This is a genomic window from Brachybacterium sp. SYSU DS0246, from assembly GCF_059391765.1.
On record NZ_JBZXYT010000001.1, the window covers coordinates 159,270 to 174,022 of the forward strand.

Annotated in this window: 12 protein-coding genes; 9 read left to right on the forward strand and 3 right to left on the reverse strand. The window is 71.0% G+C overall.

Features of this window, described 5'->3' with window-relative positions:
* Positions 1-103 precede the first annotated feature (103 nt).
* Positions 104-1,690, forward strand: a complete 1,587-nt coding sequence (locus AC5020_RS00645; protein ID WP_464986805.1) for a mannitol dehydrogenase family protein — start codon at positions 104-106, stop codon at positions 1,688-1,690.
* A gap of 358 nt (positions 1,691-2,048) precedes the next feature.
* Here AC5020_RS00645 and AC5020_RS00650 read toward each other — a convergent pair whose 3' ends face one another.
* Positions 2,049-2,552 carry a putative endonuclease domain-containing protein gene (locus tag AC5020_RS00650; RefSeq protein WP_464986806.1) on the reverse strand — a complete coding sequence of 168 codons (504 nt, stop codon included), beginning with the start codon at positions 2,550-2,552 and terminating at the stop codon, positions 2,049-2,051.
* Between the two features lie 1,169 nt (positions 2,553-3,721).
* On the opposite strand from AC5020_RS00650, the gene AC5020_RS00655 reads away from it, so the two are divergent.
* The 5 genes from AC5020_RS00655 to AC5020_RS00675 all read left to right on the forward strand — a co-directional run bounded on the left by AC5020_RS00655 (position 3,722) and on the right by AC5020_RS00675 (position 8,931).
* Complete coding sequence (locus AC5020_RS00655) at positions 3,722-5,089, forward strand: aspartate kinase (RefSeq protein ID WP_377018584.1); 1,368 nt, start codon at positions 3,722-3,724, stop codon at positions 5,087-5,089.
* Complete coding sequence (locus AC5020_RS00660; protein ID WP_464986807.1) at positions 5,086-6,204, forward strand: aspartate-semialdehyde dehydrogenase; 1,119 nt, start codon at positions 5,086-5,088, stop codon at positions 6,202-6,204. Before AC5020_RS00655 ends, AC5020_RS00660 begins: the two co-directional genes overlap by 4 nt.
* Positions 6,205-6,332: 128 nt before the next feature.
* Positions 6,333-7,025 (forward strand): TetR/AcrR family transcriptional regulator, encoded by a 693-nt coding sequence (locus AC5020_RS00665; RefSeq protein WP_377018587.1) that lies wholly within the window; start codon positions 6,333-6,335, stop codon positions 7,023-7,025.
* 59 nt (positions 7,026-7,084) lie between these two features.
* Entirely contained in the window at positions 7,085-7,621 is a 537-nt protein-coding gene (locus AC5020_RS00670) for a PRC-barrel domain-containing protein (RefSeq protein WP_464986809.1), read from the forward strand.
* Positions 7,618-8,931: a glycosyltransferase family 4 protein gene (locus tag AC5020_RS00675; RefSeq protein WP_464986810.1), complete on the forward strand. Its 1,314-nt coding sequence runs from the start codon at positions 7,618-7,620 to the stop codon at positions 8,929-8,931. The genes AC5020_RS00670 and AC5020_RS00675 overlap by 4 nt, the downstream gene beginning before the upstream one ends.
* Positions 8,932-8,978: 47 nt before the next feature.
* Here the strand turns inward: AC5020_RS00675 and AC5020_RS00680 are convergent, their stop codons facing one another.
* A complete protein-coding gene (locus AC5020_RS00680; RefSeq protein WP_377018591.1) occupies positions 8,979-9,434 on the reverse strand; it encodes a MarR family winged helix-turn-helix transcriptional regulator in 456 nt (151 codons plus the stop codon).
* A 188-nt stretch (positions 9,435-9,622) separates the two neighbouring features.
* Here AC5020_RS00680 and AC5020_RS00685 point away from each other — a divergent pair, with 188 nt between their 5' ends.
* Entirely contained in the window at positions 9,623-11,467 is a 1,845-nt protein-coding gene (locus AC5020_RS00685) for a flavin-containing monooxygenase (protein WP_464986811.1), read from the forward strand.
* Between the two features lie 105 nt (positions 11,468-11,572).
* On the forward strand, positions 11,573-12,565 hold the full coding sequence (locus tag AC5020_RS00690; protein WP_377018594.1) for an SDR family NAD(P)-dependent oxidoreductase: 993 nt from the start codon (positions 11,573-11,575) through the stop codon (positions 12,563-12,565).
* A gap of 12 nt (positions 12,566-12,577) precedes the next feature.
* Here AC5020_RS00690 and AC5020_RS00695 read toward each other — a convergent pair whose 3' ends face one another.
* Entirely contained in the window at positions 12,578-13,453 is an 876-nt protein-coding gene (locus tag AC5020_RS00695) for a helix-turn-helix transcriptional regulator (protein WP_464986812.1), read from the reverse strand.
* Positions 13,454-13,646: 193 nt separating this feature from the next.
* Between AC5020_RS00695 and AC5020_RS00700 the strand changes: the two genes are divergently transcribed.
* On the forward strand, positions 13,647-14,519 hold the full coding sequence (locus AC5020_RS00700) for a class I SAM-dependent methyltransferase (protein ID WP_464986813.1): 873 nt from the start codon (positions 13,647-13,649) through the stop codon (positions 14,517-14,519).
* The last annotated feature ends 234 nt before the right edge of the window (positions 14,520-14,753 follow it).

Consider the following 14,753-nt stretch of genomic DNA (forward strand, 5'->3'; position numbering starts at 1 on the left):
GGCGCACGGACCGTTCGATCAGGTGAGCGCTCAGGACTGCTCATCTGACGAGAACGTTGGTAGGGTCGGCCCCATCACATCACTCACCGACGAAGGATGAGACATGACCGCTCTGAACGCTTCTGCCCTGCCCGAATTGGCCGCTAGCGGTCAGGTCGCGGTACCCGACTATCCGCTCGAGGACCGCAAGGTCGGCATCGTCCACTTCGGCGTGGGCGGCTTCCACCGCGCCCATCAGGCGATGTACCTCGACCAGCTCTTCCGTGCCGGCCGCGACCGTGACTGGGCGATCTGCGGCGTCGGCCTGCTGCCCCGGGATGCCCGCATGCGCGACGCGCTCACCGCGCAGGACGGGTTGTACACGCTGGTCACCAAGGCCCCCGACGGCCATCGCGCCCCGCGTGTCATCGGCTCCATCGCCGAGTACCTCTTCGCGCCCGACGACCCCGAGGCCGTGCTGGCGAGGATGACCGACCCGGCGGTGCGCATCGTCTCGCTCACCGTCACCGAGGGCGGCTACAACTACAACCCCTCGACCGGCCAGTTCCAGTACGAGACCGAGGACGTCGCCGCCGACCTTCGGACCCGCTTCGATCCCGCCGGAGCCCAGGCCGCCGGGCTCGCGGCGACCGACGGGGGCGGGGCGAACACCGCCCATCAGGCTGGTCATCCCCGCACGATGTTCGGCTACGTCGTCGAGGCGCTGCGCCGCCGCCGCGAGGCAGGTACGGCGCCGTTCACCGTGATGTCCTGCGACAACGTGCGCGGAAACGGCGACCTCGCCAAGCGGATGATCCTCGCCTACGCCCGTCGCCGCGACGAGAACGGGCTGCACGAAGGCGCCCCCATCGCCGACTGGATCGAGGAGCATGTCGCCTTCCCCAACTGCATGGTCGACCGCATCACTCCCGTCACCTCCGAGGCCGACATCGAGATGATCTCGAGCGACTTCGGCATCGAGGATGCCTGGCCCGTGGTCAGCGAGGACTTCGTCCAGTGGGTCCTGGAGGACGAGTTCCCCGCCGGCCGCCCCGCCTACGAGGAGGCGGGCGTGCAGATGGTCGAGGACGTCGAGCCCTATGAGCTGATGAAGCTGCGTCTGCTGAACTGCAGCCACCAGGCCATCGCCTACTTCGGGCTGCTGCTGGGCCACACCTACGCCGACGAGGCCGCGGTCGACGAGCATCTCGCCCCGTTCACGCGGCGGCTGTACATGGACCGCGAAGGCACGCCGACGGTGCCCGAGGTGCCGGGCATCGACCTCGACGCCTACAAGGACGAGCTCATGGAGCGCTTCGCCAACGAGCACGTCAAGGACACCCTCGCCCGCCTCGCCGCCGAATCCTCCGACCGCATCCCCACCTGGATGATGCCCGTGATCCGCGAGAACCTCGAGGCCGGGCGCGACGTCACCGCCACCGCCGCGATCGTCGCCTCCTGGGCCCGCTACGCCGAGGGCACGGGCGAGAACGGGGAGGAGTGGCCGGTGGTCGACCGCCTCCACGACCGCGTGATGGCCGCCGCCGCCAAGCACGACGAGGACATGCTCGCCTTCCTCCGCGACGAGGAGCTCTTCGGCGATCTGGTCCAGCACGAGGCATTCACCGAGCCCTACCTCCATGCCCTCGAGGTGCTCCGCACCCGCGGCGCCCGGGCACTGCTGACGGAGCTGGTTGAGGGCACCGCCTGACCAGGTCCCTCCCGCTGCGCGGGTGCCCGCGGGCACCCCGCGCCCTGGGGCGCCCGCTGGCGCCCGGTGCCCTGGGGGTGCCCCATGTCCTCGTGCCACCCGGTGCTTTCGTGCCGCCCGGCATCCTCGTGCCGCCCGGCACCCTCGTGGGATCCGTGACCTCGTTGGAAAAGGTCTCGAGTTCCCACGAGGTCACGGATCCCACGGGCTGATCCACCGCCGGAGCGGGGGTCCGTCCCCTCTGAGTCCCGTCTGAGTCTCCGAGCCACCGCCGGAGCGGCGATCCGTCACCTGTGAGCACCCCCTGCGTCCCGTCTCTCAGTCTCCGAGTTCCCGTCGAACTCTGTCGCCGCACGGGTCAGAGCCTGCTCTGCCACCCTTGCCGGCGCAGGGCTTCGCTGATGCGTCGTACCCCGCGCCGGCACGAGGCGTGCAGGTCCACGGCGACCGTCTGCAGCTCGGCCCAGCCCATCTTCTCCCGTAGCTCTCGCCGGCAGATGTCGCGCTCCTGCTGCTCCGGCGTCCGATGGTGGCGGCCTTCATGCTCGACGCACAAGCGCCACTGGGGCCATGAGAAATCCGGCTCGCCGAGGTCGACGCCATCGACCATGACCTGGGTGTTGATCTCGGGCTCGGGGATGCCGGCGTCGATCATCGCGAGGCGGAGCTTTGTCTCGGCCGGAGAGTCGCTGCCCACGCGCACCGTGGCGAGGGCTTGTCGCAGACGAGGCCTGCCGCGACCGGGGAAGGCGCGGATGGCGCCATCGAGCTGTTCCAGAGTCGCGTACGGGGCGCTGCGCTGCTCGGCCCACGGCCTCGGGCGACGCACCAGGTGATCACCGATGCACGTCAGATCGGTCACCGAAAGGGTCGGCGCCAGGTCCAGCCAGGTCCGCACACGGGAAGTGAGACGTAGGCCGGATCGCGCTACGACGTCGGTCGAACCCATCTGCTGCCTGCTCCAACGGATCAGAGTGGAACGCGCGCGAGCGGTTCCTGTGCTGTTCAGCTCGAGCGGCGTCAGAGGGCTGTTCGCTGTCCACGTCTGAAGCCTGTAGGGAAGTGGGAATCCCCAGAGCCGTGCGGCGCTGAGGCCCCGGGCCGTGACGTCGGGTCGGTCACCGGTGAGGGCACGGACGACATCGATCTCGTTGAGGGGTTCCGTGGCCTCGGAGTAGAGACCGAATCCGATTCGCCGCAGATCGGCGGCTCGAAGCCGTTGCGGGCTGACTCCGGCGGCCGCGGCCTGGGTCGTCGTGAAGGCCGGTCGGAGCAACGCCGAGGGAAGCGGAGAGGGTGTGCGTGCCATGTGGCCATGGTCCGATGGCAGCTCCCGGGGCACCGTGGTGCATCCACAGGGGCCAGGTCATCGCACAGAGTGCGCCGTTCCTCCCCATCCGGGTGACGAAGCGCCCGGTCCATCCGGCGACGAAGTGCTCGGTCCGGTGGTGCATGCCATAGCTCGCGCCGAGGCGCCTCGGGCCCGCAGCGAGATCCGTGAAGCTGTTGGAAAGGAGCTCGCGTTCCAACGAGGTCACGGATGCGGCGCCTCGCCACGTTGCGGTGCGCCCGGTCGAGCCTCGCCACGTTGGGGTGCGCCCGGCGGCGCCTCGGCAGGAGACAGTGGCGCGATCTCGGCAGGGGTGGTGTGTTCCCGCTGCACGACGACCCGCCCCGGAGCATGTCAATGTTGGGTGGAACACGTCGCGACCCTGCCTTCTACCTGGGCTTTCTTCTCAGATGCCGTGGTCATGGGCGACCTGACGCTGCGCCTCGTAGACTGACGGGCGGGCTTGTGCGCCTGGCACCGGAACCTCGGTGCCACGGTGTGCCAGGCGGATGACCTGCGAGGTTCCCTCGGCGCGGGCAGGGCGGAAGCGCCCCCTGCGGCCGAGGCACCACCAGGGCCCGCCCCGGCACCCGGCCACGGCATTGCCCCGGTATCCGCCGAGGCATCGCCCCGGCACCCGGCCACGGCCCGAACAGCATGACTGTCCCGCCTGTCCGCAACAGTGAAGGAAACCCCTCCCCATGAGCCTGGTCGTCCAGAAGTTCGGGGGATCCTCCGTCGCCGACGCCGACTCGATCAAGCGCGTCGCCCAGAGGATCTCCTTGTACTCCAAGGCGGGTCACAAGGTGGTGGTCGTCGTCTCCGCGATGGGTGACAGCACCGATGAGCTGATCGACCTCGCCCAGCAGGTCACGCCCAACCCGCCGCCGCGTGAGCTGGACATGCTGCTCACCTCGGGGGAGCGGATCTCGATGGCGATCCTGTCGATGGCGCTGAACGCCGTCGACGTCGATGCCCGCGCCTACACCGGTTCGCAGGCGGGCCTGATCACCGACGAGATCCACGGCAAGGCGCACATCCTCAAGGTGACCCCCGGGCGGATCCAGGAGGCCCTGGACGAGGGGTCGGTCGCGATCGTCGCCGGCTTCCAGGGCGTCTCCCAGACCACCAAGGACATCACCACCCTCGGCCGCGGCGGCTCGGACACCACGGCCGTCTCCCTGGCCGCGGCGCTGGACGCCGACGTCTGCGAGATCTACTCCGACGTCGACGGCGTGTTCACCGCGGACCCCCGCATCGTGCCCGCCGCCCGCCGCGTCCCCTACATCTCCTGCGAGGAGATGCTGGACTTGGCCGCCAACGGCGCCAAGATCCTCATGGTGCGCAGCGTGGAGTACGCCCGCCGCTATGGAGTGCCGCTGCACGTGCGCTCCTCCTACTCCGGCCGCCTGGGCACGATCGTCTCCGACGACCCCGACCGCGTGATCCCCATCGACCCCGACGTCACCATCCGCAGCGCGGACGTCGTCCGTCGCGACGCCGCTGACCCGACCAAGGAGCTCCCCATGGACGACATCGCCGATCCCGGCCTCGAGGCCCCCATCATCTCGGGCGTGGCGCACGACCGCAGCGAAGGCAAGATCACCGTCGTCGAGGTGCCCGACACCCCGGGCAAGGCCGCGCTGCTGTTCGACGTCGTCGCCGGCTCCGGCGCGAACATCGACATGATCGTCCAGAACTCCTCGACCACCGACGACACCGTCGCGATCTCACTGACCCTGCCGGAGACCGACGTGCCGGCCGCGCTCGAGGCGATCGAGACGGCGCGTGAGACCATCGGGTACACCGAGGTGCGCTACGACGACCAGATCGGCAAGGTCAGCATCGTCGGCGCCGGCATGAAGTCCCACCCCGGCGTCTCGGCGACGCTGTTCCGCTCCCTCGGGGATGCGGGCATCAATATCGACATGATCTCCACGTCGGAGATCCGCATCTCCGTGGTCACCGAGCAGTCCCGGCTCGACGACGCGGTGCGGGTCATCCACTCCGCGTTCGGCCTCGACACCGATCAGACGGAGGCCGTGGTCTACGGAGGGACCGGACGATGAGCACTCAGAACACCACCGCCACCACCGCTGCGCCCGACTTCACCACCACCCCCGGCTACCGGGCCGACGGGCCGGTCATCGGCCTGGTAGGCGCGACCGGCCAGGTGGGCCGCGTGATGCTGTCCCTGCTCGCCGAGCGGGCCGTGCCCCACAGCGCGGTGCGCGCCTTCGCCTCGGCCCGCAGTGCCGGCACCACCGTGCAGTACGCCGGCCAGGAGCTGACGGTCGAGGATGCCGAGGCCGCGGACATCACCTCCGAGGGCTCCCGCGTGGACATCGCGATCTTCTCGGCCGGTGGCTCCACCTCCAGGGCCCTGGCCCCTCGGTTCGCCGACGCCGGCGCCACCGTCGTGGACAACTCCTCGGCGTGGCGCCGTGACGACGAGGTGCCCCTCGTCGTCTCCGAGGTCAACCCGCAGGCCATCGCGTCGGCCCCGCGCGGGATCATTGCCAACCCCAACTGCACCACGATGGCGGCGATGCCGACCTTGAAGGCTCTGCACGACGAGGCCGGCCTGGCGCGGCTGAAGGTCGCCACCTACCAGGCCGTCTCCGGCTCCGGCGTGGCCGGCGTCGCGGAGCTGGCTGGGCAGGTCCGCGCCGGCGCCGAGGACGTGGAGAAGCTGGCCCTGAACGGGTCCGCCCTCGATCTCGGCGAGCCGTCGACCTACGCGAAGCTGATCGCCTTCAACGTGCTGGCCCTGGCCGGGAATCTGGTCGAGGACGGCTCCGGGGAGACCGACGAGGAGCAGAAGCTTCGCAACGAGTCCCGCAAGATCCTGGACCTGCCGGATCTGCCGGTGGCCGGGACCTGTGTGCGCGTGCCGGTGATGACCGGCCACGCCGTCGCGATCCACGCCGAGTTCGATCAGGCCATCAGTCCCGAGCGCGCCCGTGAGCTGCTCGAGGCCGCCCCGGGCGTGTCCGTCGTCGAGCTGCCCAATCCGCTCGAGGCCGCTGGTCAGGATGGCACGTTCGTCGGACGTATCCGTGAGGATCAATCGGTGCCGGGCGGCAAGGGGCTCGTCCTGTTCGCGGTAGCGGATAATCTGCGCAAAGGCGCTGCACTGAACGCCATCCAGATCGCTGAGCTGATCGCCGAGGAGAAGAACTGATGAACATGGACGCCGCGAGCGGGCCTCCCGGACCCGGAACCGGGCCCGCTCCGCTGTCGTCCGAGTTTTCGGATCGTGCTGGGGGCGAACATTTCGGCCAGGCGGCACCGGCCGCCCCAGTCGGCCCGATGATCGTGGCACTTCGTACACTCGACACCCTGACCACCGGAGAGCAGGCACCCGACGACGGCCCGCGAATCGTCATCGACGCCGCCCCGGAACTGGCCAGCCTGCAGACCAGTCCGGGCCAGGCACGCCGGGAGGCCATCCTCGATGGCGCGTCCGCACTGTTCGCCGAGCGCGGCTATCACGGGGCCAGCCTGCGTGACATCTCGCGTCGCGTGGGGATCTCTCATCCAGGGATGCTGCACCACTTCTCCTCGAAGGAGACCCTGCTGGGTGCGGTCATCGATCGTCTCGAGGCCCACGCACAGGGCCTCATGGACTCGACCGAGGCCCTGCAGGGCTCACCGAAGGCCCTGCTCGCGGCGCTGACCGGGCCCTGGAGTCCGTCCCAGCACTCGATGTGCCTGCTGGCCACGCTGTCTGCGGAGATCGTCAATCCCAGCCATCCGGGCCGCTTCCGCATCGCGCGGCTTCGCCTGGTGCACGAGCACGTGCTGGAATCCGTGCTGACCAGCTACGCGGAGAAGGGGCTGCTGCGTGACGGCGCCGAGCCCGCGTTCGTGGCGCGATCAATCTTGTCGGTGCTGCTGAGCCTGGCGATGCGCGAGCATTCGGTGCGCGAGCTGCAGCAGCGCAGCGCGATCGATCCCGTCGAAGAGCTCCACGCGTTCGTGAGCCACTATGTCGATGGCTGATTGCGAGAGGTGAACGCGGTGCGTGCACGGGGGTCACGACCGATAGGGGGAGGACGACGATGACCGATCCACTGCCCGGCCATTCCGAGGACATGAATCCTCCTCTGGCCCGGGAGCGCTTCGCGGCGCGCTCCCGGCTGCAGGCGCTCTCCGGCGCGACCGTGCGCGGGAGGGGCGGCGAGTCCGTGGGCCGCGTGCGCGACATCTATCTGCAGGATGCGACCGGCGAGCTCGCCGCGATCACGGTGGTGCGGCGTCAGCTGAGCTCCCGTAGCGTGCTGATCCCGGTCTCCGCCATCGCTGTGCTGCCGGCGGAGCACCCGGATGAGGCGGAAGCGGCCGACGGCGCCGCGGACCGCCCGACCGGCGAGCACGCCGACGACGGGAACGCGCCTGACGCCGATCGCGAGCGCTCCACGCGGCGCCGTCGCGGCCGGACGACGCCGCACCCCGGCCACCCGCAGGCCCTATGGCTGCTGGTCGACGCCGACGTCGCCCGGGAGGGCATCACCGCCCCGGACACCGCCCACGCCACCCCGGAGATGCTGCGCGAGGCCGCGCGGGTCCTGGGGATCGAGGAGGCACCGGCCGAATGAGGATCCTGGTGCTGACGCACTACTACGCCCCGGAGTTCGGGGCCCCGCAACGCCGCTGGTCGGCGCTGGTGGAGCGCTTCATGACGGCGGGGCACGACGTCACCGTCGCCGCCCCCGTGCCGCACTACCCGGGCGGGCGCCCCACCCGTGAACAGCGCCGCGCCCACCGCGTCGGCGCCATCGAGAAGGGCATGCACCGCGAGACCGTGCTGCGCACCGCCTACCTCCCGCACCGGGCGGACATCGCCTCGCGGACCGTCGACCACGTCGTCGCAGCCGGGGACGCGCTGCGCCGGGTCCGCCGTCGCTTCGCCCGGGCTGCCTCCCGCCCCGACGTGGTGATCGCGACCGCCCCCGCCATCCCGACGCTGCTGGTGGGGCACCTGCTCGCGGCCCGCTGGCGGGTTCCGCTGGTGGTGGAGATGCGTGACGCCTGGCCGGACCTGGTCACCCACGTCGGCCCCGCCGGCGCGCTGCCCGCCGAAGCCGCCCACGCCCCGCACCCCGGCCTCGCCCGCCGCATCGTGCGCTGGATCGTCGCCCGGGCCAAGGGACTGGTCCACCAGCAGGTCACCCGCTGGCAGAGCACCGCACGCGCCGTGGTCACCACCACCTCCCGCTTCGCCGACGTGCTGCACGAGCGGGGCGTGACCAAGGTCGAGGTGGTCCGCAACGGCACCGACCTCTCCCAGGTCCCCGCCCAGCGTGACCACGCAGCCGGCGACCACTCCGAGCTGCGGTGCCTCTACCTGGGCAACATGGGCCGGTCCCAAGGGCTGGAGACGGTGGTCAGGGCCGCCGCCCGGCTGCATCACGACGGGGTCGAGATCCAGGTGCGGCTGATCGGGCACGGGATCGAGGCGCCGGCTCTGGCGTCTCTCGCCCATGAGCTCGATGCCCCGGTCACGGTGCTGCCGCGCATCCCACACCGCGAGGTGGGGGAGCAGTACGCCTGGGCGGACACGGTCGTGGTCTCCCTGCGGAACTGGGCCCCGTTCGCCTGGACGGTGCCCTCCAAGCTCTACGAGATGCTCGCCACCGGCCGTCACATCACTGCACTGCTGGCCGGGGAAGCGGCCGACGTGGTCCGCCGGGCCCGCGCCGGCGACGTGCTGCCCCCGCAGGACGAGGACGCCCTGGTGGACCTGTGGCGGGGCCTGGCCGCGGACCGCTCCCGCGCCCGGGTGCGGCCCAGCGGCCGCGAATGGGTCGCAGAGCACGCCGACGACGATGTGCTGGCCCGGCAGTACCTGGAGATCCTGGAGTCGGTGACCGGGGCGGTGCCGCGCTCAGTGCCGCTCGCGCGCTGACACGGCGGTTCGGGTGCCGACCGCGCCACGCTTGCGCCGTCCCCGCGCTACGGCCGCGCCTGCCGCAGTTCGCGGTTGACCGCCGCGAGACCGACCTCGAGCGCCTCGAGCTCGCTCTGGTCGAGGCCGGCGACCACCTCGTCGCCGAGGTGCGGATCCGGTGTGGTGACCTCCGCGACCACGGAGCGGCCCAGCGCTGTCAGGCGCAGGTGCCGGGCCCGGTGATCGTCCTGGTCGACGACCCGCTCGACGAGTCCTCGCGCCACCAGCTTGTCGACGATTCCCGTCATGGTGGGCAGGGAGATCCCGAACTCGCCGGCCAGATCCGTCGAGGTGCGAGGCGTCGGCCCGCTGAGCGTGGAGAGCACCCGGACCTGCTTGAGGGTCAGGTCCACGTCGAGCAGGGAGCCGACGAGCCGGGGGAGCGATCGCACGGAGATCGCCACCAGCAGCGTCTGGATCCGCTGTTCGACCCGGCGGCGCGCGTCGTCGTGGTCGGTCACGGACCCAGGGTACGGCCGCATCGGCGGACCCAGGGCCCGACCGCCTCGTCGTGGTCGGTCACGAACCGGGGGTACGGCCGCATCAGCAGACGTTCAGCCATGATGCTTAGCCTGAGACTAAGTGAATTGTCGTGGTGCGGTGGATCTGCCGGGACCCGCGGCGCCCCCACCCTCGAGAGAGGACCTGTATGACATCCACGTCGCACGGTGCCGACGACGTCGACCTCGAAGCCCTCCGCCGGAAGCACGCCCAGGAGCGCGACCGCCGCATCCGGCCCGATGGCGCGCGGCAGTACCGCGGCACCACCGGCGAGTTCGGCTACTACGCGAAGGACCCGTACACCCCGCGGGCGGAACGGGAGCCGGTCACCACGGACGTGGAGGCCCTCGTGATCGGCGCCGGGTTCGGCGGTCTGCTGACCGCCTCGTTCCTGCGGGAGCGCGGCGTGCAGGACCTGCGGCTCATGGACGAGGCCGGTGACGTCGGCGGGACCTGGTACTGGAACCGATACCCCGGCGTGCGCTGCGACATCGAGTCCTACGTGTACATGCCGCTGCTCGAGGAGACCGGGTACATGCCCTCGCAGCGGTACGCCCCCGGGGAGGAGATCCGCCGGCACGCGGTGCGCATCGCGGAGCACTTCGACCTCTACCGCGACACCCTGTTCCACACTCGCGCGACCGGGCTCAGCTGGGACGAGGACTCGACGATGTGGATCGTCGAGACGGACCGCCAGGACCGCTTCCGCGCCCGCTACGTGGTCACCTCATCCGGCACGCTCACCCAGCCGAAGCTCCCCGGCATCCCCGGGATCGAGAACTTTCGCGGCCACACCTTCCACACCAGCCGCTGGGACTACGGCTACACCGGCGGCGATGCCGAGGGCGGGATGACCGGGCTCGCCGACAGGACGGTCGCGGTCGTGGGAACCGGGGCCACGGGCCTGCAGATCGTGCCGCACCTGGCTCGGGACGCCGGCCGTCTGCTCGTCTTCCAGCGCACCCCGTCCACGGTCGATGTGCGCGACAACCGGCCGACGGACCCCGAGTGGGCACGCTCCCTCGAACCCGGCTGGCAGCGGGAGCGGATGGATAACTTCCTCGAGGTCCTCGCCGGGGAGGAGGTCGAGCGCTGCCTGGTGACCGACGGGTGGACGGCCACCGCTCACCTGCAGCGCAAGATCCTCTCGGGGGCCGTGGACGAATCCGTCGACGCCGACGAGCGCGAGCGCCGCGACGAGCGCGACGACGCCGTGACCATGAACCGGCTCCGGGAGAGGGTCGAGGCGGTCGTGGACGATCCCGAGGTCGCCGAGGCGCTCAAGCCCTGGTACCGGTACATGTGCAAGCGACCCGGCTTCAGCGACGAGTACCTGCAGGCCTTCAACCGCCCCACCGTCACCCTCGTGGACACCGCCGATCACGGCGGCATCGCCAGCATGAGCGAGGACGCGATCGTGGTGGGCGAGACCGAGTACCCAGTGGACTGCGTCATCTTCGCCACCGGGTTCGAGACCGGTGTCTCCGGGGTCGTCTCCGGCACGCTGCCGGTGATCGGCCGCGGCGGCCGACCGCTGCTGGAGGCGTGGGGCCGCGGGCCCCGCACGCTGCATGGATTCTCCACCCACGGGTTCCCGAACCTCTTCCAGCTCGGCGCCGTCCAGAACGCGAACTCGGTGAACTTCGTGCATATCCTGCAGGAGCAGGCGCTGCACATCGCCGAGGTCATCGCCCGCGCGCAGCAGGAAGGTGCGCGGTGGGTGGAGCCGTCCCCGCAGGCCCAGGAGGAGTGGGTCCGCACGGTCCGCGAGACCGCCCGGGACGAGTCCCGCTTCCAGGCCGAATGCGCCCCGGGGTACTACAACGCGGAGGGCCAGCAGTCGATCACCGGGTTCACCTTCTCGCCCGGACCCGTCGTCTTCCACCGCCTGCTGCGGCAATGGCGGCGCGGCGACATGGCCGACATGCTCGTGCGCACCGACGAAGATGCCGACCGACGCACGGCGGCACCCGTCGGGGCAGGGGTGTCGTGACCAGCAGGCCGGAAGCAGGACGCCCCGACATGTCCGCGTCCCTCGTCGAGGGCGACGGCAGCACCCCCGGCGGCTGACCGCCGCCGCGACTGAAGGAGAGCACGCATGTCCCACCTCACCGCCGCATCCTCGATCCGCGACTGGCTGGCCGATCCGGCCGGAGCACCCCTGATCGAAGGACTTCTCGCCCAGGCGGACGTCCCCGCCGACACCCGCGCACAGATCGCCCCGCTGCCGCTCCAGCAGCTGGTCACCCTGAGCCAGGGTGCCCTGACCCAGGACGCCGTGGACGAGATGGTCCGCACCGTCAACGGCGGGCAGCTCCCGGAGGAGGCCGCCCCGACGGTCCCGGCCGGCGCCCGCTTCGAGGGCAGGACCGTCGTCGTCACCGGCGCCGCCGGCGGCATCGGAGCGGCGACGGCGTCGCGGATCGCGCACGAGGGCGGCCGTGTCATCGCCGTCGACCTCTCCGAGGACCGTCTCGCCCGGTTCGCCGCAGAGCACGAGCAGCTGGACGTCATCGCTGTGGCCGGGAACATCACCGAGGCGGAGTCGATCGACCGCATCGTCGCCGCGGCCGGGCAGAGCATCCACGGGCTCGCGAACGTGGCCGGTATCAACGACGACTTCTCCCCGCTGCACGAGACCAGCGACGAGATGTGGGACCGGGTGATGGGCGTGAACGTCACCGGCACCTTCAAGCTGACCCGGGCGATCCTGCCCGCCATGATCGCCGCCTCCGCCGGCTCGATCGTCAACGTCGCCAGCGAGGCCGCCCTGCGCGGCAACGCCGCCGGCAATGCCTACACCACGTCCAAGCACGCCGTGGTGGGGCTGACGAAGTCCGCGGCGTTCATGTACGGACCCCACGGCATCCGGGTCAACGCGGTCGCGCCCGGCGGTGTGGCCACCGGCATCCCGTTCCCGCCGTCGATGTCCGAGACGGGCTCGGAGCGCCTGCGCCCGTTCCAGAAGCAGATCCCCACGCTGGCGACACCCGAGCAGATCGCGGCCTCGATCACGTTCCTGCTCTCCGACGACGGCGTCAACCTCAACGGCGTCGTGCTGCCCACCGATGGCGGGTGGCACGTGCAGTGACGCCGCGAGGTCTCATGCCCGCTGATCGCGGCGCCAGCGCTGCGGGGTGACGCCGTAGAGGGCGCGAAAGCGCCTGACCAGGTACGTCGCTTCCCTCAGTCCGGTCTGCGCGGCGATCACGCCGAGCGGCAGGTCGGTCTCCCGGAGCAGGCGCCGCACCTCGGTCATCCGCCGTTCGGTGATCCAGTCGAGCAGGGGTCGTCCGGTGCGTGCACGCACCACGGTGGTGAGGTGACCCGGTGTGTAGCCGAGGGACTCGGCGAGGTCGGTGACGGTCAGCGGCCCGCGGAATCTCGCCTCTATCTGCTCGAAGACTCGCTCCACCAGCGGGTCGGGGGTCGAGGCCTCCCCTGGGAACAGCCGTGCGGCCGCGACCAGGATCCGGGTCAGGAGTGCGCTGACCGCATCGCGGGCCCCCGGACGCTCCGGTGCCGCGAGCTCTTCCGCGAGATCGCCGATCCAGGTCGACCAGCGGGCGCGGTCACGGTCGGGAACGAGTGCGGCTCCGGAGCCGGGGGCGAACATCGCGAACAGTGGGTGGTGTGCCCAGGCCAGTGGCGAGAGCGATGACAGGGCCGGGACGGCGTCGGCGCTGAACGCGATGGCGTTCCCCCGGCATCGTGACGCCTCGGCGAGGTCGGAGGCGTCCACCACCCTGCCCGGTGGCACGGCGTGGAGCTCCCCCGCGCGGGCCGCGGGCGGGGCACCGTCGGTCTGGAACGGTCCCGCGGGATCCTCGAGATAGAGCAGGACGAAGAAGTCGTGGGCGTGGCGATGATCCGGGGCCGACGCCGCGCCGCCGGTGCTCGGATCGAAGCGGGTCACGCTCACCGTCGGCGCGCCGGCACGCTGGTCGAAGCGATAGACCGGTGTGCCGTCGGGACGCACCGTCCGCAGCCTCCGTCGCGGAGCATGGGATCCCTCGACCGAAGAATGTGCCATTCTGCCCCGTTTCTGTGCCGTCCACTGACCGAATGATGTCCAAGGCTGGGGTCAACGATACGGCGACCCGGTCACCGATCGCGCCCGTGCGGCACGCCGCCGCGGGACTCGCGCGGCGGCACCCGACGAAGGAGACCAGATGACGAGCCGGCCCGACGTCCGCATCCTCGATCACCGCACGCCGCAGGAACGGGACCGCTCCTTCCTGCCCGGCATCGGCCGCGCCTGGCTGATGCCGCTGTACGACATCATCACCAAGGTGGCCGGCGCCGGCGCAGTGCACCGTCGCGGCGCCGAGCTCGCCGGCATCAGAGCCGGGGAGTCGGTGCTCGACGTGGGCTGCGGCACCGGCAACTTCGCTCTCACGATTCTCGGTCGCCAGCACGGTGCCCAGGTCACGGGTCTGGACCCGGACGGTGGTGCTCTGCGACGAGCGGCGCGCAAGGCCCGACGGCGCGGCTTCCCACTCACCCTGATCCGCGGGTACGCCGACCGTCTCCCCGTGGAGGACTCCTCACTGGACCACATCGTCTCCGCGCTGGCCCTGCACCACGTCGAGGCCGCGGACCGGGCGCGTTTCGCCGCCGAGGCGCTTCGGGCACTCCGGCCCGGCGGCACCATCACCATCGCCGACTTCGATGGGCCAAGGTCCGACGCCGAGCACGAGGGCGGGAGCACGCACGGGAGTCACGCGGCGCTCGGGAGCGAGGCCGCGAGTGGCCACGGCCATGGACGCGCACGTGGGGGCGGCCGTGGTCGCAGTCGCGCAGGTGGGGGCGGCCATGGCCACCCCCGCGCGGGCGGCCATGGACCGGCTCACGCGATGCGCCACCTCCTTGCCGTGCTGCCGACCCGCAGAGCACCGGTGCCCACCGTCGGCGACAAGGAGGGCGGCGACGATAACGGGATCGTCACCCTCCTCACCGAGGCCGGATTCGACCGAGCCCGCGAACTCGACCATATCCAGGACCGCACCGGGCGCGTGAGCTTCGTGCAGGCGACCCATTCGTGAGAACACCGCATCTCCAGCGTCGGTGTCTGTGTCGAGGCCCGGTTCCTCGGAGTCCGGTTCCTCGGAGCCGCATGGCGGGCAGGCCGATGGAGGGCTGGCCGACTGGCGGGGGACGGATGTCGACTCGGCGGTACTCCAGGGGACAGGCGCGGCATATATGGCCGCGCCTGTCGATGTGAGTACCGTCCAGCAGGATCCACCCCGGTGCCCGCGCCCGCCAACCGCCGCACAGCC

What these genes read in the sequence shown, in the direction of transcription:
- AC5020_RS00690 (WP_377018594.1), top strand. Translation starts at nt 11,573, where the DNA reads ATGTCCCACCTCACCGCCGCATCCTCGATCCGCGACTGGCTGGCCGAT.
- AC5020_RS00700 (WP_464986813.1), top strand. Translation starts at nt 13,647, where the DNA reads ATGACGAGCCGGCCCGACGTCCGCATCCTCGATCACCGCACGCCGCAG.
- AC5020_RS00675 (WP_464986810.1), top strand. Translation starts at nt 7,618, where the DNA reads ATGAGGATCCTGGTGCTGACGCACTACTACGCCCCGGAGTTCGGGGCC.
- AC5020_RS00665 (WP_377018587.1), top strand. Translation starts at nt 6,333, where the DNA reads ATGATCGTGGCACTTCGTACACTCGACACCCTGACCACCGGAGAGCAG.
- AC5020_RS00655 (WP_377018584.1), top strand. Translation starts at nt 3,722, where the DNA reads ATGAGCCTGGTCGTCCAGAAGTTCGGGGGATCCTCCGTCGCCGACGCC.
- AC5020_RS00685 (WP_464986811.1), top strand. Translation starts at nt 9,623, where the DNA reads ATGACATCCACGTCGCACGGTGCCGACGACGTCGACCTCGAAGCCCTC.
- AC5020_RS00645 (WP_464986805.1), top strand. Translation starts at nt 104, where the DNA reads ATGACCGCTCTGAACGCTTCTGCCCTGCCCGAATTGGCCGCTAGCGGT.
- AC5020_RS00670 (WP_464986809.1), top strand. Translation starts at nt 7,085, where the DNA reads ATGACCGATCCACTGCCCGGCCATTCCGAGGACATGAATCCTCCTCTG.
- AC5020_RS00660 (WP_464986807.1), top strand. Translation starts at nt 5,086, where the DNA reads ATGAGCACTCAGAACACCACCGCCACCACCGCTGCGCCCGACTTCACC.